The following is an 18,629-nucleotide window of genomic DNA, read 5'->3' as shown; positions in this document are numbered from 1 at the left end:
CTCAGCCCCTCCGGACGGCCGGGCCGCCCTGCGGGCGCGGCAGCGGCAGGCGGGCGACCAGGTCGGTGACGATCTGCTCGGAGGTGCGGCGGCTGAGCTGCGTCTCGGCGGTCGGCATCAGACGGTGGGCGAGCACCGGCACGGCGAGGCGCTGGATGTCGTCCGGGGTGACGTAGTCGCGGCCGTCGAGGGCGGCGGCGGCGCGGGCGGCCCGGACCAGGTGCAGGGTGGCCCGGGGGGAGGCGCCGAGGCGCAGCTCGTGGCTGCTGCGGGTGGCGGCGACCAGGTCGACGGCGTAGCGGCGGACCGGGTCGGCGACGTGCACGGTGCGGACGAGGTCGATCAGCTTGAGGATGTCGGAGGCGTGGGCGACCGGCTGGAGGTCGTCCAGCGGGCTGGCGCCGGCGTGCACGTCCAGCATGGCGAACTCGGCCTCGGCGCTGGGGTAGCCCATCGAGATCCGGGCCATGAAGCGGTCCCGCTGGGCCTCCGGGAGGGGGTAGGTGCCCTCCATCTCCACCGGGTTCTGGGTGGCGACCACCATGAACGGCGAGGGCAGCTGGTAGCTGGTGCCGTCGATGGTGACCTGGCGCTCCTCCATCGACTCCAGCAGCGCGGACTGGGTCTTCGGCGAGGCGCGGTTGATCTCGTCGCCGACCACGATCTGGGCGAAGATCGCGCCGGGGCGGAACTCGAAGTCGCGCTGCTGCTGGTCGAAGATGTTGGTGCCGGTGACGTCCGAGGGCAGCAGGTCCGGGGTGAACTGGATCCGTCGCACGGTGCAGTCGACCGAGCGGGCGAGTGCCTTGGCCAGCATGGTCTTGCCGACGCCGGGCACGTCCTCCAGCAGCAGGTGGCCCTCGGCGAGCAGGACGGTCAGGGCGATCCGGACGGCCTCCGGCTTGCCCTCGATGACGCTCTCGATGTTGGCCCGGATCCGGTCGACGACCGCGGCGAGTTCCGGCAGACCGATCGGGCGGTGTTCCACCGCCTCCCGGTCGCCTCCCGCACGACCGTCGAGACCGGCCTGATCGCTGTAGCTCGTCACCCGTACGCTCCCTGGCACACCAATGCCCGGCTCCGTCCGAGCCCGGCCCCCACCCCATGCTGGACGCGGCCCCTCCGGTCGCGGTTCCGTGTGGGGGAGCCGGTGCCGGGGTACGGCCTGCGGCAGGCCTCCCCAGGTGGTTCGGGGTCAGACCGGCAGGCGCATTCTCCCCCGCGCGGCGGTGGAAGTCACCCTGTTCCTGTCCGCCCGCCTCCGGGCGGGGCCGCCGCCCGCCGCCCCGGCGCCGGGCCGGGGGGTGTGCGGCGGCCCGGACGCCGTCGGCCGGCCGGTCGGGCGGACGGGGGATCAGTCGATCTCGCGCAGCAGACCGGTGTGCACGTCGAACACGAAGCCGCGCACGTCGTCGGTGTGCAGCAGGAACGGCGAGGTGCGGACCCGCTGCATGGACTGCCGGACGTCGCCGTCGAGGTCCACGAAGGCCTCGACCGCCCACTGCGGGCGCTGGCCGACCTCCAGCTCCAGCTCGCGGCGGAAGTCCTCGGTGAGGCCGAGCAGGCCGCAGCCGGTGTGGTGGATCAGCGCGACCGAGCGGGTGCCCAGGGCACGCTGACTGATGGTGAGGGAGCGGATGGTGTCGTCCGTGACCACGCCGCCCGCGTTGCGGATGACGTGGGCGTCGCCGAGTTCGAGGCCGAGGGCGGCGAACAGGTCGAGGCGGGCGTCCATGCAGGCCACCACGGCGATCTTCTGCACGGGGCGGGCGTCCATGCCGCCGTCCCGGAAGGTCACCGCGTAGTCGCGGTTGGAGGCGACGAAGCGGTCGATGATGGTCGGGGTGGCGGGGTCGGCAGCGGCGGTCGGCGTGGGCCGGTCGGGAGTCACTGTCATGGGGAAGACGTTAGTGCGATTTGCCGGGTCGTGGTGGGGCCGATTGCTACAGAGCGGGCGCCTGTGACCGAGGGCATGTCCACAAGGCCGTCCGCCGGGGCGCCCGCCGTCCGGCCGGCCGCGCCCGGGCGTCCGGCATGTGCCACGAGCACCCTCGCGACCTGCGGTGATCCGTACCGCCGCCCGGGTGGTGCGCCGGAGCGGACCATTGACTGGAGGGGCGCGCGCGATAGAGTTGCGGCGCAGTGGAGCACACCCGCCGAGGCCCGTCAACCGGGCCTTTCCGGCCGTGCGCGACCGACGCGGCCCGCGGCCTCCACCCGCTCCCCGTACCACCTGGCGCACCTTCCCCGGCGCCGGGCGGACACGGCCCTTCCCCAGGAGCGGGCGGGGACCACGGGCCGCGCGGTCCGGCCCGTGCGAAGGCTCCGCCTCCCGGTGGGACAGAATGGTCGGGGCTCCCCGGACGTCGGGCGGCTTACGCACCGAGGAAGGGCGCCACAGCGCATGAGCACCAACGATCCGGGTCCCAAGCACGTCCCGGTGATGCTGCAGCGGTGCATGGACGCCCTGGCCCCGGCGATCTCCCGCCCCGGCGCGGTGGTGGTGGACGCCACGCTCGGCCTCGGCGGACACAGCGAGGCGCTGCTCACCCAGTTCCCGGACGTCCGGCTGGTCGCGGTGGACCGCGACCCGGCCGCGCTCGAGCTCTCCGGCGAGCGGCTGGCCCCCTTCGGCGACCGGGCCACCCTGGTGCACGCGGTCTACGACGAGATCCCCGAGGTGCTGGAGCGCCTGGACATCCCGAGGGTCGACGGCATCCTGTTCGACCTCGGTGTCTCCTCGATGCAGCTGGACGAGGCCGACCGGGGCTTCGCCTACGCGCAGGACGCGCCGCTGGACATGCGGATGGACCAGACCCGGGGGATCAGCGCGGCCGAGGTGCTCAACACCTACAGCCACGGCCAGCTGGCCCGGATCCTCAAGGTCTACGGCGAGGAGCGGTTCGCCGGGAAGATCGCCTCGGTCATCCTCCGGGAGCGCGAGAAGGAACCGTTCACCACCAGCGCGCGTCTGGTCGATCTGGTGCGCAACGCCATCCCGGCCGCCACCCGGCGCACCGGCGGCAACCCGGCCAAGCGGACCTTCCAGGCGCTGCGGATCGAGGTCAACGGCGAGCTGGAGGTCCTGGACCGGGCGATCCCCGGGGCCCTGGACGTGCTGGCGCTCGGCGGCCGGATCGTGGTGATGTCCTACCAGTCGCTGGAGGACCGCCTGGTCAAGCAGTACCTGGCGGCGGGCGCGACCAACACCGCGCCGCCGGGGCTCCCGTTCATTCCCGAGGAGCACCAGCCCTGGCTCAAGCTGATCACCCGAGGTGCCGAGCAGGCCACCGAGGAGGAGATCGAGGAGAACCGGCGTGCCGCACCCGTGCGGCTGCGGGTGGCGGAGAGGATCAGGGACCGAAGCACCCGGGGCTGACCGGAACCGGGGCGGTCCGAAGGGCGGAGGAAGACGGTGGGGCCGGTGGCCGGAGGCGGGGCGGGGAGCCGGGTGCTCCCCGGGCAGGGCGGCAGGGCGCGGATCACCGTGCGCCCGGGCCGGTCGGTACGGGGGCGGACGCCGTTCGCGGTGCTGGTGGTGCTGCTGCTCGGGGCCGGGCTGCTCGGGCTGCTCGCCCTGAACACCGCGCTCAACGAGGGCTCCTTCGAGCTGTCGCGGCTGAACCGGCAGACCACCGTGCTGACCGACGAGCAGCAGGGGCTCCAGCACCAGATCGACCAGAACTCCGCGCCGGACGCGCTGTCGCGCCGGGCCGTCGAGCTCGGCATGGTGCCGGCCGGCGGGATGGCCTTCCTCGACCTGCCGAACGGCGGCGCGGTGGTCGGCACGCCCAAGCCGGCCCAGGACAGCCCGCCGGTGAAACGGTCCACCGTGGAACCGTGGCCCGGGAAGCAGCCCGCGCCGGGCCAGTCGGCGCCCCAGCCGGCCGCCCAGCCGAGTGCCCAGCCCTCCCCGGCGGCGCCGGCCGCCACCGCGGCCCCGTCGACCGTGCCGGGCACCGGCGGCGACGTCACCGTGCAGGTCAACCCCGGCCCGGCCAGGCCGGCCCCGGCCACCGGCGGGGGTGGCGCCCGATGAGCACACCCCGTCAGCCCCCCGGCGGCGGCGCCGGCGGGCGCCGGACGATCAAGGGCGCCGCGCCGCGCCCGGGCGCCCCGCGCGGACAGTCCGGCGGCAAGCCGCCGGCCGCCGGGCGGGCCCGCAGTCCCAAGCCGCAGCCCCCCGGCGCGCAGCCCGCGAAGCCCCAGCCGCCCAAGCCCCAGCCGTCCACGTCGCAGTCGCCCAGGCCGGCCGCGCCCAGGCCGGCCGCCGCCAGGTCGCAGCCCCCGTCGGCCGCCAAGGGCCAGGGCGCGCGCGGGCAGTCCCCGAAGGACCAGCCCGCGCGGAGCCGTCAGCCCCGTCCGCAGTCCGCCGAGGGCCGCCCCGCGCGCGGCGGGCAGCCGTCCGCCGCGACGGTCCGCCCCGCCGTGCGCGGGGTACGCCCCCCGCAGCAGCGCCGCGCCGAGGGGCGCCCGCCGACCGGTGCGCCGCCGCGCCGCCGCCCCCCGCAGCGCCGTCCGGCCCCCCGGGGGATCCGGCTGGCCGATCCGCGCCGCCGGCTGCGGGTGATCACCGTCGTGCTGTCGGTGGTGTTCTCGGTCTTCGCCGGGCGGCTGGTCCAGCTCCAGCTGCTGGACTCGGACGCGCTGGCCTCCGACGCCAACACCAACCGCTACCTGAACATCCCGATCACCGCCGAGCGCGGCTCGATAACGTCCTCCGACGGCGTCGCGCTGGCCACCACCGTGGACGCCTACGACATCACCGCCGACCCGGCGATGTTCACCCCCGGGGCGACCGGCCTCCCCGACGCCCCCGAGCAGGCGGCCGCCCTGCTGGCGCCGATCCTCGGCGTGCCCAAGGAGAAGCTCGCCGCCGACCTGCGGACGCCGAAGACCCGTTACAAGCGGCTCGCCGCCCAGCAGACCCCGGACGTCAAGAACCAGATCACCGACCTCAAGTCCAGCCTGGAGAAGCAGGCCGGCTCGCGCGCCTGCCAGGCCCAGAAGCGGCTGCTGAACAAGTCCGTCGACGAGGGCGGCCGGACCAGGGTGGACAACGAGTGCGTCAACCCGCTGGCCGGCGTCTTCAACCGGGACACCCAGAAGCGGGTCTACCCCTCCGACGGGCTGGCCGCGAACCTGGTGGGCTTCGTCAACGCCGAGGGCGAGGGCGCGGGCGGGCTGGAGCAGCAGTTCCAGAAGCAGCTGGCCGGCAAGGAGGGCCACAGCAGCTACGCCCAGGCCGGCGGCCGGCTGGTGCCGACCGCGGGCGGCTCGCTGGAGCCCGCCGTGCCCGGCACCGACCTGCGGCTGACCGTCAACCGGGACATCCAGTGGGCCGCCCAGCGGGCCATCACCGACCAGGTCGCCAACGCCGGGGCGGAGAAGGGCTATGTGATCGTCCAGGACGTGAAGAACGGCCAGGTCCTGGCCATGGCGACCTCGCCCGGCTTCAACCCGAACGACCTGAGCACGGCCAAGAACTCGCAGCTCGGCAACGCGGCCCTGCAGGACGCCTACGAGCCCGGCTCCACCGCCAAGCTGATGACCATGGCGGCCGTCCTGGACACCGGCAAGGCCACCTGGGACACCAAGGTCACCGTGCCGTACCCGCTGGTGCGCGGCGATGTGGCGTTCAAGGACGACGTCGAGCACGACACCTGGTACCTGACCCTGGCCGGCGTGCTCGCCAAGTCCTCCAACATCGGCACCATCGAGGCCGCCCAGACCCTCGGCGCCACCCAGCCCGAGGCCAACAAGGTGCTCTACGACTACCTGCGGAAGTTCGGCATCGGCCAGCAGACCGGCCTCGCCTTTCCCGGCGAGACCGCCGGACTGCTCGACAAGCCGGAGGACTGGAAGGCGTCCAAGCAGTACACCATCCCGTTCGGCCAGGGCCTGTCGGTCAACGCGCTCCAGGCGACCTCGGTGTTCTCCACCATCGCCAACGGCGGTGTCCGGGTGGCGCCCAGCGTGGTCCAGGGCACCACCGCGCCGGACGGCAAGTACTCCCCGGCCCCGGCCGGCGCGGAGTCCCGGGTGGTGAGCGAGCAGACCGCGAAGACCCTCACCGAGATGCTGGAATCGGTCGTCTCCGACGAGCAGGGCACCGGCGGCAAGGCCGCGATCCCGGGCTACCGGGTCGCCGGCAAGACCGGCACCGCCAACCGGGTGGACCCGAAGACCGGCAGCTACCGCGGGTACACCGCCTCCTTCATCGGCTTCGCGCCGGCCGACCAGCCCCGGGTCACCGTCTCCTGCGTGATCCAGGACCCGGTCAACGGCCACTTCGGCGGCCAGCTGTGCGGCCCGGTGTTCAAGCAGGTGATGGAGTTCACCCTCAAGACCCTCCAGGTCCCGCCGAGCGGGAGCGAGGCGCCCAACCTGCCCGTCGAGTGGAAGCCGTGATCGACCATGGACAACGACCTGGCGGGTGCGGCCGCCGGTGCGCAAAAGGGCCGGTTTGGCCCTGGACACCCTTCGGCGGATAGCCTCTCCGCCGTGCCGAAACCCGATCAAAACACCGTGAGCCCGCCCCGCCCCGCGCGGACCGGCGCCCGGACGCTCGCCGAGGTCGCCCGTCTGCTGGGCCTGGACCCCGTCGAGGGGCCCGAGGTCACCGGCGTCACCCACAACGCCCGCGAGGTCCGCCCCGGCGACCTCTACGTGGCGTTCCCGGGGGCCAACCACCACGGCGCGGCCTTCGCCGGCCAGGCCGCCGGAGCCGGCGCCGTCGCGGTGCTCACCGACCCGGCGGGAGCCGAGCTGGCGGCCGGGACCGGTCTGCCGCTGCTGGTCGTCGACCGGCCCCGGGCCCGGATGGGCGAGCTCGCCGCGGCCGTCTACGACCGCCCCTCCGAGCGGCTGCTGATGATCGGACTCACCGGCACCAACGGCAAGACCACCACCTCCTACCTGGTCGAGGGCGGCCTGCGCGGCGCCGGGCGCCACCCCGGGGTGATCGGGACCGTGGAGATGCGGGTCGGCGACGAGCGGATCAAGAGCGAGCGCACCACCCCCGAGGCCACCGACCTGCACGCGATCCTCGCCGTGATGGGCGAGCGCGGCGCGGACGCGGTGACCATGGAGGTCTCCAGCCACGCCCTGGTCTACGGCCGCACCGACGGCGTGGTCTACGACGTCGCGCTGTTCAACAACCTGACCCCCGAGCACCTCGACTTCCACCCGGACATGGAGGACTACTTCCAGGCGAAGGCCCGGCTCTTCCAGCCCGGCAAGTCCCGCGCCGGTGTGGTCAACCTGGACGACGCCTACGGCCGACGGCTCGCCGCCGAGGCGAAGATCCCGGTCGTCACCTTCTCCGCCACCGGAGCCCCGGAGGCGGACTGGCGCGCGGTGGACGTCCAGCTCGGCCCGGTCGGCTCGACCTTCCGGGTGCTCGGCCCCGGCGGCGTCGAGGCGGACGCCGCCGTCCCGCTGCCCGGCCCCTTCAACGTCGCCAACGGGCTGGCCGCGATCGTGCTGCTGGCCACCGCCGGACTCCCGCTGGAGTCGGCCGTGGCCGGCGTCGCCGCCGTCCCCGGGGTGCCCGGCCGGCTGGAGCGGGTGGACGCCGGACAGCCGTACGTCGCGGTGGTCGACTACGCCCACAAGCCGGACGCCCTGGAGGCCGTCCTCGGCTCGCTGCGCGAGGTCACCAAGGGCCGGCTGCACGTGGTGGTCGGCTGCGGCGGCGACCGCGACCCGCACAAGCGCGCCCCGATGGGCGGCATCGCCGCCCGGCTCGCCGACACGGCCGTCCTGACCAGCGACAACCCGCGCAGCGAGGACCCGCTGGCGATCCTCGCCACCATGCTGAACGGCGCCGCCGCGGTGCCCGAGGCCGAGCGCGGCGCCGTCCTGGTGGTACCGGACCGCGCCGAGGCGATCGAGCTGGCGGTCGCCCGGGCCCAGGCCGGCGACACCGTGCTGGTGGCCGGCAAGGGCCACGAGCTCGGCCAGTACGTACGAGACGAGATCCGCCCCTTCGACGACCGGGAGGTGCTGCGCGAATCCATCGCGCGGACCACGGCCGCCCGGGGCACCCGAGGAGTAGAGCAGCAGTGATCGCACTGACCCTCGCCGAGGTGGCCGCCGCAGTCGGGGGAACCCTGACCGACGCCGACCCGGACGCCCTGGTGACCGCCCCGGTCGAGGTCGACTCCCGCAAGGTCCGCCCCGGCGGGCTCTTCGCGGCCTTCGCCGGCGAGCACGTGGACGGCCACGACTACGCGGACCGGGCGCTCGCGGCCGGCGCCGTCGCGGTGCTGGCCTCCCGCCCGGTCGGCGGCCCGACCGTCCTGGTCGACAGCGTGGTGGACGCGCTCGGCAAGCTGGCCCGCGCCGTGGTCGGCCGCGCCGACGCCGCCGTGGTCGCGCTGACCGGCTCGGCCGGCAAGACCAGCACCAAGGACCTCATCGCCCAGCTGCTCCAGCGCCTGGGCGACACCGTCTACCCGCCGGGCTCGCTCAACAACGAGATCGGCCACCCGATGACCGCCCTGCGGGTCGAGGACACCACCCGGCACCTGGTGCTGGAGATGGGCGCCCGGCACAAGGGCGACATCGAGTACCTCACCTCGATCACCCCGCCCCGGATCGGCCTGGTGCTCAACGTCGGCACCGCCCACGTCGGCGAGTTCGGCTCCCAGGAGGCGATCGCCGAGGCCAAGGGCGAGCTGGTCGAGGCGCTGCCCGCCGACGGCGTGGCGATCCTCAACGCGGACGACCGCCTGGTGCGCGCCATGGCCTCCCGGACGAAGGCCCGGGTGGTGTACTTCGGCGAGTCCGCCGAGGCCGAGGTCCGCGCACGGGATGTTCGCCTCGACTCCACCGGACGTCCATCGTTCACGCTGAGCACCCCGGCCGGTTCCGCACCCGTGCAGCTGCGCCTGTACGGTGAGCACCACGTCTCGAACGCCCTCGCCGCCGCAGCGGTGGCGACGGAGCTCGGGATGACCGTCGACGACACCGCCGAAGCACTGAGCGAGGCGGGTGCGCTGTCCCGCTGGCGCATGGAGGTCGTCGACCGGGCCGATGGTGTCACCGTCGTCAACGACGCCTACAACGCGAACCCCGACTCGATGCGGGCCGCGCTGCGGGCGCTGATCTCGATGGGGGGACGCGGCCCGGAGCGCCGTCGCACCTGGGCGGTGCTCGGCGAGATGCGGGAGCTCGGCGAGGACAGCCTGGCCGAGCACGACGCCATCGGGCGGCTCGCGGTCCGGCTCGACGTCACCAAGCTGGTGGCGGTCGGCGGACGCGAGGCGGCCTGCATGGAACTGGGCGCGAGGAACGAAGGTTCGTGGGGTGAGGAGTCGGTGCTGGTGTCCGACGCGGACGCGGCGGTCGAACTGCTGCGCAGTCAGCTGCGGCCGGGGGATGTGGTGCTGGTGAAGGCTTCCCGTTCGGTGGGGCTGGAGAAGGTGGCCGAGGCCCTCCTCGCGGACGGTGCGGCCGAGTAATGAAGCAGATCCTCTTCTCCGGCATGATCGGCCTGATCCTGTCGCTGGCCGGCACCCCCGCGCTGATCAAGCTGCTCGCCCGGCAGGGCTACGGCCAGTACATCCGCGACGACGGCCCCAAGGCGCACCACAGCAAAAAGGGCACGCCCACCATGGGCGGCATCGCGTTCATCATGGCGACCCTGATCGCCTACTTCGCCACCAAGGCGATAACGCGCGAGAGCCCGACCGCCTCCGGCCTGCTGGTGCTGTTCCTGACGACCGGTCTGGGCCTGGTCGGCTTCCTCGACGACTACATCAAGGTCGTCAAGCGCCGCTCCCTGGGCCTGCGGGCCAAGGCCAAGCTGGCCGGCCAGTCCATCGTCGGCCTGGCGTTCGCGGTGCTGGCCCTGCAGTTCCCCGACAACGCCGGCCGCACCCCGGCCTCGGAGCACCTCTCCTTCGTCCGGGACTTCGAGTGGGCCGTCGGCCCGGTCCTGTTCGTCATCTTCGCGTACTTCCTGATCGCCGCGACCTCCAACGGCGTCAACCTGACGGACGGTCTGGACGGCCTGGCCACCGGTGCCTCGGTGATGGCCTTCGGCGCCTACACCTTCATCGGCGTCTGGGAGTACGGCCAGAGCTGCGCCTACGTCGCCTCGGCCACCGCCAACTGCTACGACGTCCGCGACCCGCTGGACCTCGCGGTGGTCGCCGCCGCCCTGATGGGCTCCTGCTTCGGCTTCCTCTGGTGGAACACCTCGCCCGCCAAGATCTTCATGGGCGACACCGGCTCGCTCGCCCTCGGCGGCGCGCTGGCCGGTCTGGCGATCTGCTCGCGCACCGAGATCCTGCTCGTCCTGCTGGGCGGCCTCTTCGTGATCATCACCCTCTCGGTGATCATCCAGGTCGGCTCGTTCCGGATGACCGGCAAGCGCGTCTTCAAGATGGCCCCGCTGCAGCACCATTTCGAACTCAAGGGCTGGAGCGAGGTCCTGGTCGTGGTCCGGTTCTGGATCATCCAGGGCCTGTGCGTGGCCGTCGGCCTCGGCCTCTTCTACGCGGGATGGGTGACCGGATGACCGACTCCGACCGCCCCGCCGGCCCGACCCCCGACTGGGCCGGCCTGCCGGTCACCGTCGCCGGGCTCGGCGTCTCCGGCATCAGCGCCGCCCGGGTCCTGCACGGCCTCGGCGCCCTGGTCACGGTCGTCGACGGCGGCTCGGGCGAGGGCCAGCGGGCCCGCGCGGCCGAGCTGGAGGCGCTCGGCGTCACCGTCCGCCTCGGCGACGGCGACACCCTGCCCGAGGGCACCCGGCTGGTCGTCACCTCGCCCGGCTGGCCGCCGAGCAGCCCGCTGTTCGCGGCCGCCGACCGGGCCGGCCTCGACATCTGGGGCGACGTCGAGCTGGCCTGGCGGCTGCGCAGGCCGCACCCCGCCACCGGCGAGCCGGCCCCCTGGCTGGCCGTCACCGGCACCAACGGCAAGACCACCACCGTCCAGATGCTCGCCTCGATCCTGACCGCCGCCGGTCGGCGCACCGCCGCCGTCGGCAACGTCGGCGTCCCGGTGCTGGACGCGGTGCTCGCCGAGGAGCCCTACGACGTGCTCGCCGTCGAGCTCTCCAGCTACCAGCTGCACTGGTCGTCCTCGCTGCGCCCGCACTCGGCGGCCGTGCTCAACCTGGCCCCCGACCACCTGGACTGGCACGGCTCGATGGAGGCGTACGCCGCCGACAAGGGCCGGATCTACCAGGGCAACACCGTCGCCTGCGTGTACAACCTGGCCGACCCGGCCACCGAGGCGCTGGTCCGCGAGGCCGACGTCGAGGAGGGCTGCCGGGCGATCGGCTTCGGCCTCGGCGCACCCGCCCTGTCGAACCTCGGCGTGGTCGACGGCCTGCTGGTCGACCGGGCGTTCGTGTCCGACCGGGCCAAGAACGCCGCCGAGCTCGGCTCGGTCGAGGACGTCAGTCCGCCGGCCCCGCACAACATCACCAACGCGCTGGCCGCCGCCGCGCTGGCCCGCGCCTACGGCGTGGAGCCGAAGGCGGTCCGCGAGGGCCTGCGGGCCTTCCGCCCGGACGCGCACCGGATCGCCGAGGTCGCGGTGGTCGACGGGGTCACCTGGATCGACGACTCCAAGGCGACCAACACCCATGCCGCCGCGGCCTCGCTGGCCGCGTACCGGCCGGTGGTCTGGATCGCCGGCGGCCTGGCCAAGGGCGCGGAGTTCGACGACCTGGTCCGGGGCGCGGCCGAGCGGCTGCGGGCCGCCGTGCTGATCGGCGAGGACCGCGCGCTGATCCGGGAGGCGCTGGCGCGACACGCGCCGGATGTCCCGGTGATCGAGGCGGCCGAGGGCCAGACTGGCGCGGTGGCGATGACCGAGGTGGTCCGCGCGGCCGCCTCGCTCGCCCGAACGGGTGACACGGTGCTGTTGGCCCCGGCCTGCGCCTCGATGGACATGTTCACCAACTACGGCGAGCGCGGAGACCTCTTCGCCGCGTCCGTCCGGGAGCTGGCGGACGGCGGCCGGTAGCGGGACGGACGGCCTCCGGCCGCCGTCGCCGCGCCCGGCCGGAGGCCGACGAGGCACGAAAGAAGGGGAGCGTTGTGGCCGGGAGCGGCAGGGCGGGCGGTTCGAGCGCGCCGGAGAAGGGCCGCCCGGCCGAGTCCCTGCGAGTGATCTCGGCCACCACCACCGCCTACAAGTCGGCCGGTCCGCTGGCCCGCCTGCAGGCCTTCCGGGCCCGCGCGCGGTACACCCTGGACCGGCCGCTGACGCCGTACCTGCTGATCGCCGGCACGGTGCTGCTGCTGGTCGTGCTCGGCCTGATGATGGTCTTCTCGGCCTCGCAGATCCTCGCGCTGGGCCAGCACCGCTCGACCCAGTTCTACTTCTACAAGCAGCTGCTCGCGGTGGTCCTCGGCTTCGCGCTGCTGCTCGGCTTCGCCCTCGTCCCGGTGGCCGTGCTGCGGGTGATCGTCTACCCCGTGATGCTCGCGGTGATCGGGGCCATGGTGCTGGTGGCGATCCCCGGCATCGGCATGGAGGTCAACGGCAACCGGAACTGGCTCGATTTCGGGGTGTTCCAGTTCCAGCCCTCCGAGTTCGCCAAGCTCGCCCTCGTGCTCTGGGGTGCCGACCTGCTCGCCCGCAAGCAGAAGACCGGCACCCTCGGCGAGTGGAAGCACCTGCTGATCCCGCTGGTGCCCGGCACCCTGCTGCTGATCGTGCTGATCATGCTCGGCGGCGACATGGGCACCACGATGATCCTGGTCGCCATGCTGTTCGGGCTGCTGTGGATGGTCGGAGCGCCGCTGCGGCTGTTCGTCGCCACCCTCGGGGTGGCCGTGGTGGTCTGCACCGCGCTGGTCGTCACCGTCCCGCACCGGGCCGAGCGGCTCTCCTGCATCGGGGTGACCAAGCTCGACCCGGCCGGCTCCTGCTTCCAGGCCCTGCACGGCGTCTACTCGTTCGGCCTCGGCGGCCTGTTCGGCTCCGGACTCGGCGCCGGCGTCGAGAAATGGGGCCAGCTCCCGGAGGCGCACACCGACTTCATCTTCGCCACCACCGGCGAGGAACTTGGTCTGGTGGGGACGCTGTCGGTGATCGGTCTCTTCGCGGCACTAGGCTACGCGGGTATCCGTGTGGCCATCGGTACGAGGGATCCCTTCGTCAGGTACGCCGCGGGGGCCGCCACCACCTGGATCATGGCTCAGGCCGTGATCAACCTGGGGTCGGCGCTGGGACTGCTGCCCATCGCGGGCGTCCCGCTCCCGCTGTTCTCCTACGGCGGTTCCGCCATGCTGTCGGCCATGTCCGCGATCGGGGTGCTGCTCTGCCTGGCACGCAGCAGCTCGGGCGCGAAGGCGGCCCTGGCCGCCCGGAGCAAGAACTCCCGGATCAGGAAGCAGCTGGCCCGGGTGCTGCCACGACGACGAACCACAGCGCGCCCGGTCCCAGGACCGGCACGCAGGGAGCGGTGAATTTCGGTGCATGTCGTACTCGCCGGCGGGGGGACCGCCGGTCACATCGAGCCGGCCATGGCCCTCGCGGACGCCCTCCGCAGGCACGACCCGTCCGTCGGGATCACCGCCCTCGGCACCGAGCGCGGCCTGGAGACCCGGCTGGTCCCCGAGCGCGGATACCAGCTGGAGCTGATCCCGGCCGTCCCGCTGCCCCGCAAGCCCACCCCCGAGCTGATCACCGTACCGGGCCGGCTGCGCGGCACCGTCCGGGCCGCCCAGGAGATCATCGAGCGGGTGAACGCGGACGCCGTGGTCGGCTTCGGCGGCTACGTCGCGATGCCCGCCTATCTGGCCGCCAAGCGGGCCGGGGTGCCGATCGTGGTGCACGAGGCCAACGCCCGGCCCGGCCTGGCCAACAAGATCGGCGCCCGGTACAGCGACTTCGTCGCCGTCTCCACGCCGGACAGCAAGCTGCGCGACTCCCGGTACATCGGCATCCCGCTGCGCCGGACCATCGCGACCCTGGACCGGAACGCGGCCCGCCCGGAGGCGCGGCACTACTTCGGCCTCGACCAGCGGCTGCCCACCCTGCTGGTCACCGGCGGCTCCCAGGGCGCCCGCCGACTGAACGAGACGATCACCGCGATCGCCCCCCGGCTCCAGCAGTACGGGGTGCAGATCCTGCACGCGGTCGGCCCGAAGAACGAGCTGCCCCAGGTGGACGACATCCCCGGGATGCCGCCGTACCGCGCGGTGCCGTACCTGGACCGGATGGACCTCGCCTACGCGGCGGCCGACATGATGCTCTGCCGGGCCGGTGCCATGACGGTCGCCGAGCTGGCCGCGGTCGGCCTGCCGGCCGCCTTCGTGCCGCTGCCGATCGGCAACGGCGAGCAGCGGCTGAACGCCCAGCCGATGGTGAAGGCCGGCGGCGGTCTGCTGGTCGACGACGCCGAGCTGACCCCGGACTGGGTGCTGCAGAACGTGCTGCCGGTGCTGACGGACCCGCAGCGGCTGTGGGACATGAGCCGGTCGGCCGCCGAGTTCGGCCGCCGGGACGCCGACGAGCTGCTCGTCGGCATGGTCTACGAGGCCATCGAGGCCGCCCGGGGCGGCCGTCGACGTGGCTGACGCCCGGCTCGCCGACCCCCTGGACGAGGAGTTCGAGGCCGAGGAGCACGCTCCTCGGCTCCGGCTCTCCCGGCGGGGTGCGGTGGTGCTGGGCGGCCTGGTCGCCCTGCTGTTCGGGGTGCTGTCCTGGCTGGTCTTCTTCTCCTCGGTGCTGGAGGTGCGCTCCGTCGCGGTGCAGGGCCTCCAGGACGAGCGGTTGACGGCCGACGAGGTCAGGACGGCGATCGGCGGGGTCGGCTCGGGGCCGCTGGCCCGGGTGGACCTCGACGACGCCCGCGCGCGGGTGGAGGCGATCCCCCGGGTGGCCGGGGCGGAGGTCTGGCGGGGCTGGCCGAACACCCTTCGGGTGAAGGTCACCCAGCGCACGCCGGTCGCCGCGGTGAAGGGCGAGGACGGCCGCTTCACCCAGGTCGACGCGGCCGGAGTGAGCTTCGCCACCGAGCCGGCCGCCCCGTCCGGGGTTCCGGTGGTCGAGCTGAGGCTCAGCCAGCAGGCGCTGGACACCGAGTCGGTGATCGGCCGGACGCAGCTGGTGGAGGGCGCGGTGGCGGTGGCGGCCGGGCTGCCGGAGGACGTCCGGCAGCGGGCCGGGGCCGTGCTGGTGCATTCGTACGACGACATCCAGCTGCAGTTGGCCGGGGGTGCGACGGTGCGCTGGGGGAGCCCCGAGCAGACGGATCGCAAAGCCCGGGTGCTGGTGGCGCTGTTGCGTCAGAAGGGTACGAACTTCGATGTGAGCGCTCCGGACGCGCCTGCGGTGTCCGGATGATCCGGTAGGTTCTGTGCGCAAGGGTGCGCGCGGAGCGCGTCGTCGGAAGGACGGCGGCGGGCCGCGGGCGGGGTTGACGCGGGTTCGTGTCGGCCCGACCCTTGGTGGTCACCCCGGTGTCATCCGCCGGTCGATGATCACATAGGCTCAAAAGAAAAAGGGAAGCTCGGCGTGTTCGTTGAAACACGTGGCCGGAGCCACCTAGTGTCCTGTCTCACCAGACTGTGTTCCCTGGTGATCTGACAGAGGCACAGCACTAACCCTAAAGGTCAAGTTTAGGGTTGGGGTCGGCGGTCGGCATTTCGGACATTACGTCAGGAACCAGGCTCCCTACCCATCGACATCCGTCGGTCCGGCCCTGATCGGGCATTCGGGCCGACCTGGAAATTCGAGGCGAGAGGCCTTCGACGTGGCAGCACCGCAGAACTACCTCGCAGTCATCAAGGTCGTCGGTATCGGCGGCGGTGGTGTCAACGCCATCAACCGGATGATCGAGGTCGGTCTCAAGGGCGTCGAGTTCATCGCGATCAACACCGATGCGCAGGCCCTCCTCATGAGCGACGCCGACGTCAAGCTCGATGTGGGCCGTGAACTCACCCGGGGCCTCGGCGCCGGCGCCAACCCCGAGGTCGGCCGCAAGGCCGCCGAGGACCACCGCGAGGAGATCGAGGAGGTCCTCAAGGGGGCCGACATGGTCTTCGTCACCGCCGGCGAGGGCGGCGGCACCGGCACGGGCGGCGCGCCGGTGGTCGCCAACATCGCCCGCACGCTGGGCGCGCTGACCATCGGCGTGGTCACCCGTCCGTTCACCTTCGAGGGCCGGCGGCGCGCCAACCAGGCCGAGGACGGCATCGCCTCGCTGCGCGAAGAGGTCGACACCCTCATCGTCATCCCCAACGACCGGCTGCTGTCCATCTCGGACCGCCAGGTCAGCGTGCTGGACGCGTTCCGCTCCGCCGACCAGGTGCTGCTCTCCGGTGTCCAGGGGATCACCGACCTGATCACCACCCCGGGTCTGATCAACCTCGACTTCGCCGACGTCAAGTCCGTCATGTCGGACGCCGGTTCGGCGCTCATGGGCATCGGCTCGGCCCGCGGTGAGGACCGCGCCAAGGCGGCCGCCGTGATGGCGATCTCCTCGCCGCTGCTGGAGGCCTCGATCGACGGCGCCCGCGGCGTGCTGCTGTCCATCTCCGGCGGCTCCGACCTCGGCCTGTTCGAGATCAACGAGTCCGCCCAGCTGGTCAGCGAGGCGGCCCACCCCGAGGCCAACATCATCTTCGGTGCCGTCATCGACGACGCCCTGGGCGACGAGGTCCGGGTCACCGTCATCGCGGCGGGCTTCGACGGCGGCCAGCCGCCGGCGATCGTCCGCGAGCCGGTGGTCAAGGCGAGCGCGGCCCCGGCCAACCCGCCGGCCTCCGCGGGCACCCCCGAGCGTCCGGCCGGCCGGCCCGCGTACGGCGGCATCGGCTCGGTCACCTCCCGCTCGGAGGGCGACAGCTCCTCCTACCGCGCGGCCGAGTCGCCGGCCACCACCACGGCCGCCCCGGTGCCGCCGCAGGTGCAGCCGGCCCGGCAGCCGTTCGTGGAGAACCCGGCCGAGGAACTCGACGTGCCGGACTTCCTTAAGTGATCGACCACGCGGTCCGCGACGGTGCTCACTTCGCCTTCACCACTCGGTGGGGCGGGGTGAGCATTTCGCCGTACGGGGAGCTGAACCTCGGCGGCGCGGTGGGGGACGACCCGGCGGCCGTCCTGGAGAACCGGGCGATCGCGGCGCGTGAGCTCGGCCTCGACCCGGCCGACGTGGTGTGGATGAACCAGGTGCACGGGGCGGACGTCGCCGTGGTGACCGGGCGCCAGCCGGCGGGGGAGGCCCCGACGGTCGACGCGGTGGTCACCGACCGGCCGCTGGCGCTGGCCGTGCTGACCGCGGACTGCACCCCGGTGCTGCTGGCGGACCCGGTCGCGGGGGTGGTCGGCGCGGCCCACGCCGGACGGCCCGGCCTCGCGGCCGGTGTGGTCCCGGCGGTGGTCGCGGCGATGGCGGCGCTCGGCGCCGAGCCCGCGCGGATCACCGCCGCCACCGGCCCCGCGGTCTGCGGCCGCTGCTACGAGGTGCCCGCGCAGCTGCGGGCCGAGGTCGCCGGGCGGGTGCCCGAGGCCCATGCGGTGACCTCCTGGGGGACCCCGGCCCTGGACGTGCCGGCGGGGGTCGCGGCCCAGCTGGCCGCCGCGGGCGTCACGGCACCGGTGCTGTCACCGGTCTGCACCCTCGAATCCGCCGACCACTACTCCTACCGGCGCGAGCAGCGCACAGGCCGGCTCGCGAGCTACGTCTGGTTGGGCTCTTCATACTGATGACGAATGACATCTACGGACCGTTCCCGGGCGATTCCGCCCGATTCCCGGACAAGTCCTGGCTGGACGCGCTGACGGAGGGCCAGCGGGCCCGGTACGAGGAACTCGGTACCAACCTGGAGGTCGTCGAGCGGCGGATCGCCGACGCCTGCGCCGCCGCCGGGCGGGCCCGCGACGAGGTCCGGCTGATCGTGGTCACCAAGACCTACCCCGCCGAGGACACCGCGCTGCTGGCCGGACTGGGCGCCACCGATGTCGCGGAGAACCGCGACCAGGACGCCGCACCCAAGGCGGAGCAGTGCAGAAACCTTCCTCTTGACTGGCACTTCGTCGGGCAGCTGCAGACCAACAAGGTCCGCTCGGTCGTCCGGTACGCGGACTACGTCCACTCGGTGGACCGCGCGCGGCTGGTGGAGTCGCTCGGCGCGGCGGTCGCCAAGGCCGAACGCGCCGACCTGGGCTGCCTGGTGCAGGTGGCGCTGGACAAGGAGGCCGGCGAGGGCGGGCACCGCGCCGGGGTCGCCCCGGCGGACGTGCTCGCGCTGGCCGACGCGATCGCCGACACGCCCGGACTGCGGATGGACGGTGTGATGACGGTCGCTCCGCTCGCGGGTCCGTTGGCCGGCGATCCGGCCTCGGCCTTCGATCGGCTGGCGGAAATCGCAACCGCAGTACGGGCGGCCCATCCGGCTGCCACCATGGTCTCGGCAGGGATGAGCGGCGACCTGGAGCAGGCCATTGCCGCCGGAGCGACACATGTGCGCGTCGGAACGGCGGTACTCGGAGTGCGGTCACCCCTCAGGTAACGTCACCGGGTAGTAGATCAGACTGCAGGACAAAATAGGACAGAAGCTAGCAGCTTATCGGAGCGCTAGCCAACCGTGGATCGTTGCTCCGCGGCCCTCATCCACGAACTCTGATTGGCCGTCGGCCTGACGAAGCGT

Annotated in this window: 15 protein-coding genes; 13 read left to right on the top strand and 2 right to left on the bottom strand. The window is 73.2% G+C overall.

Annotated elements, in window-relative coordinates; all coding sequences use genetic code 11:
* Window position 1: 1 nt before the first annotated feature.
* A complete protein-coding gene (locus ACW14Y_RS13315) occupies window positions 2-973 on the bottom strand; it encodes an AAA family ATPase (protein ID WP_380312127.1) in 972 nt (323 codons plus the stop codon).
* 381 nt (window positions 974-1,354) lie between these two features.
* Window positions 1,355-1,897, bottom strand: coding sequence for a beta-class carbonic anhydrase (locus tag ACW14Y_RS13310; protein WP_266268895.1), 543 nt, complete (start codon window positions 1,895-1,897; stop codon window positions 1,355-1,357).
* Between the two features lie 507 nt (window positions 1,898-2,404).
* Here ACW14Y_RS13310 and rsmH point away from each other — a divergent pair.
* The 13 genes from rsmH (at window position 2,405) to ACW14Y_RS13245 (ending at window position 18,491) form a co-directional block, all read left to right on the top strand.
* Window positions 2,405-3,379 (top strand): 16S rRNA (cytosine(1402)-N(4))-methyltransferase RsmH, encoded by a 975-nt coding sequence (gene rsmH, locus ACW14Y_RS13305; RefSeq protein ID WP_380389052.1) that lies wholly within the window; start codon window positions 2,405-2,407, stop codon window positions 3,377-3,379.
* A 45-nt stretch (window positions 3,380-3,424) separates the two neighbouring features.
* Complete coding sequence (locus tag ACW14Y_RS13300; RefSeq protein ID WP_380437674.1) at window positions 3,425-4,039, top strand: cell division protein FtsL; 615 nt, start codon at window positions 3,425-3,427, stop codon at window positions 4,037-4,039.
* Entirely contained in the window at window positions 4,036-6,411 is a 2,376-nt protein-coding gene (locus tag ACW14Y_RS13295) for a peptidoglycan D,D-transpeptidase FtsI family protein (protein WP_380389056.1), read from the top strand. The genes ACW14Y_RS13300 and ACW14Y_RS13295 overlap by 4 nt, the downstream gene beginning before the upstream one ends.
* Before the next feature lie 6 nt (window positions 6,412-6,417).
* On the top strand, window positions 6,418-8,070 hold the full coding sequence (locus ACW14Y_RS13290) for a UDP-N-acetylmuramoyl-L-alanyl-D-glutamate--2,6-diaminopimelate ligase (protein WP_456986820.1): 1,653 nt from the start codon (window positions 6,418-6,420) through the stop codon (window positions 8,068-8,070).
* Window positions 8,067-9,467 carry a UDP-N-acetylmuramoyl-tripeptide--D-alanyl-D-alanine ligase gene (locus tag ACW14Y_RS13285; RefSeq protein ID WP_380306433.1) on the top strand — a complete coding sequence of 467 codons (1,401 nt, stop codon included), beginning with the start codon at window positions 8,067-8,069 and terminating at the stop codon, window positions 9,465-9,467. The genes ACW14Y_RS13290 and ACW14Y_RS13285 overlap by 4 nt, the downstream gene beginning before the upstream one ends.
* A complete protein-coding gene (mraY, locus tag ACW14Y_RS13280; RefSeq protein WP_380306435.1) occupies window positions 9,467-10,528 on the top strand; it encodes a phospho-N-acetylmuramoyl-pentapeptide-transferase in 1,062 nt (353 codons plus the stop codon). Before ACW14Y_RS13285 ends, mraY begins: the two co-directional genes overlap by 1 nt.
* Window positions 10,525-11,988, top strand: a complete 1,464-nt coding sequence (gene murD, locus ACW14Y_RS13275) for a UDP-N-acetylmuramoyl-L-alanine--D-glutamate ligase (protein ID WP_380306437.1) — start codon at window positions 10,525-10,527, stop codon at window positions 11,986-11,988. The genes mraY and murD overlap by 4 nt, the downstream gene beginning before the upstream one ends.
* A gap of 143 nt (window positions 11,989-12,131) precedes the next feature.
* A complete protein-coding gene (gene ftsW / locus ACW14Y_RS13270; RefSeq protein ID WP_435652460.1) occupies window positions 12,132-13,439 on the top strand; it encodes a putative lipid II flippase FtsW in 1,308 nt (435 codons plus the stop codon).
* A gap of 6 nt (window positions 13,440-13,445) precedes the next feature.
* Window positions 13,446-14,552 carry an undecaprenyldiphospho-muramoylpentapeptide beta-N-acetylglucosaminyltransferase gene (gene murG, locus ACW14Y_RS13265; protein WP_053648156.1) on the top strand — a complete coding sequence of 369 codons (1,107 nt, stop codon included), beginning with the start codon at window positions 13,446-13,448 and terminating at the stop codon, window positions 14,550-14,552.
* Complete coding sequence (locus ACW14Y_RS13260; RefSeq protein ID WP_380306441.1) at window positions 14,545-15,321, top strand: cell division protein FtsQ/DivIB; 777 nt, start codon at window positions 14,545-14,547, stop codon at window positions 15,319-15,321. The genes murG and ACW14Y_RS13260 overlap by 8 nt, the downstream gene beginning before the upstream one ends.
* Window positions 15,322-15,730: 409 nt before the next feature.
* On the top strand, window positions 15,731-16,957 hold the full coding sequence (ftsZ, locus tag ACW14Y_RS13255; protein ID WP_380306443.1) for a cell division protein FtsZ: 1,227 nt from the start codon (window positions 15,731-15,733) through the stop codon (window positions 16,955-16,957).
* Window positions 16,954-17,685: a peptidoglycan editing factor PgeF gene (gene pgeF, locus ACW14Y_RS13250; RefSeq protein ID WP_380306445.1), complete on the top strand. Its 732-nt coding sequence runs from the start codon at window positions 16,954-16,956 to the stop codon at window positions 17,683-17,685. The genes ftsZ and pgeF overlap by 4 nt, the downstream gene beginning before the upstream one ends.
* Complete coding sequence (locus tag ACW14Y_RS13245) at window positions 17,685-18,491, top strand: YggS family pyridoxal phosphate-dependent enzyme (protein ID WP_380306447.1); 807 nt, start codon at window positions 17,685-17,687, stop codon at window positions 18,489-18,491. Before pgeF ends, ACW14Y_RS13245 begins: the two co-directional genes overlap by 1 nt.
* Window positions 18,492-18,629 lie beyond the last annotated feature (138 nt).

The organism is Kitasatospora sp. cg17-2 (assembly GCF_054031055.1).
Note: the sequence above shows the minus strand (reverse complement) of the source record. Positions and strands in the feature narration are given on the sequence as shown.

What these genes read in the sequence shown, in the direction of transcription:
- murD (WP_380306437.1), top strand. Translation starts at nt 10,525, where the DNA reads ATGACCGACTCCGACCGCCCCGCCGGCCCGACCCCCGACTGGGCCGGC.
- rsmH (WP_380389052.1), top strand. Translation starts at nt 2,405, where the DNA reads ATGAGCACCAACGATCCGGGTCCCAAGCACGTCCCGGTGATGCTGCAG.
- ACW14Y_RS13310 (WP_266268895.1), bottom strand. Translation starts at nt 1,897, where the DNA reads ATGACAGTGACTCCCGACCGGCCCACGCCGACCGCCGCTGCCGACCCC.
- ACW14Y_RS13245 (WP_380306447.1), top strand. Translation starts at nt 17,685, where the DNA reads ATGACGAATGACATCTACGGACCGTTCCCGGGCGATTCCGCCCGATTC.
- ACW14Y_RS13290 (WP_456986820.1), top strand. Translation starts at nt 6,418, where the DNA reads ATGGACAACGACCTGGCGGGTGCGGCCGCCGGTGCGCAAAAGGGCCGG.
- mraY (WP_380306435.1), top strand. Translation starts at nt 9,467, where the DNA reads ATGAAGCAGATCCTCTTCTCCGGCATGATCGGCCTGATCCTGTCGCTG.
- ACW14Y_RS13295 (WP_380389056.1), top strand. Translation starts at nt 4,036, where the DNA reads ATGAGCACACCCCGTCAGCCCCCCGGCGGCGGCGCCGGCGGGCGCCGG.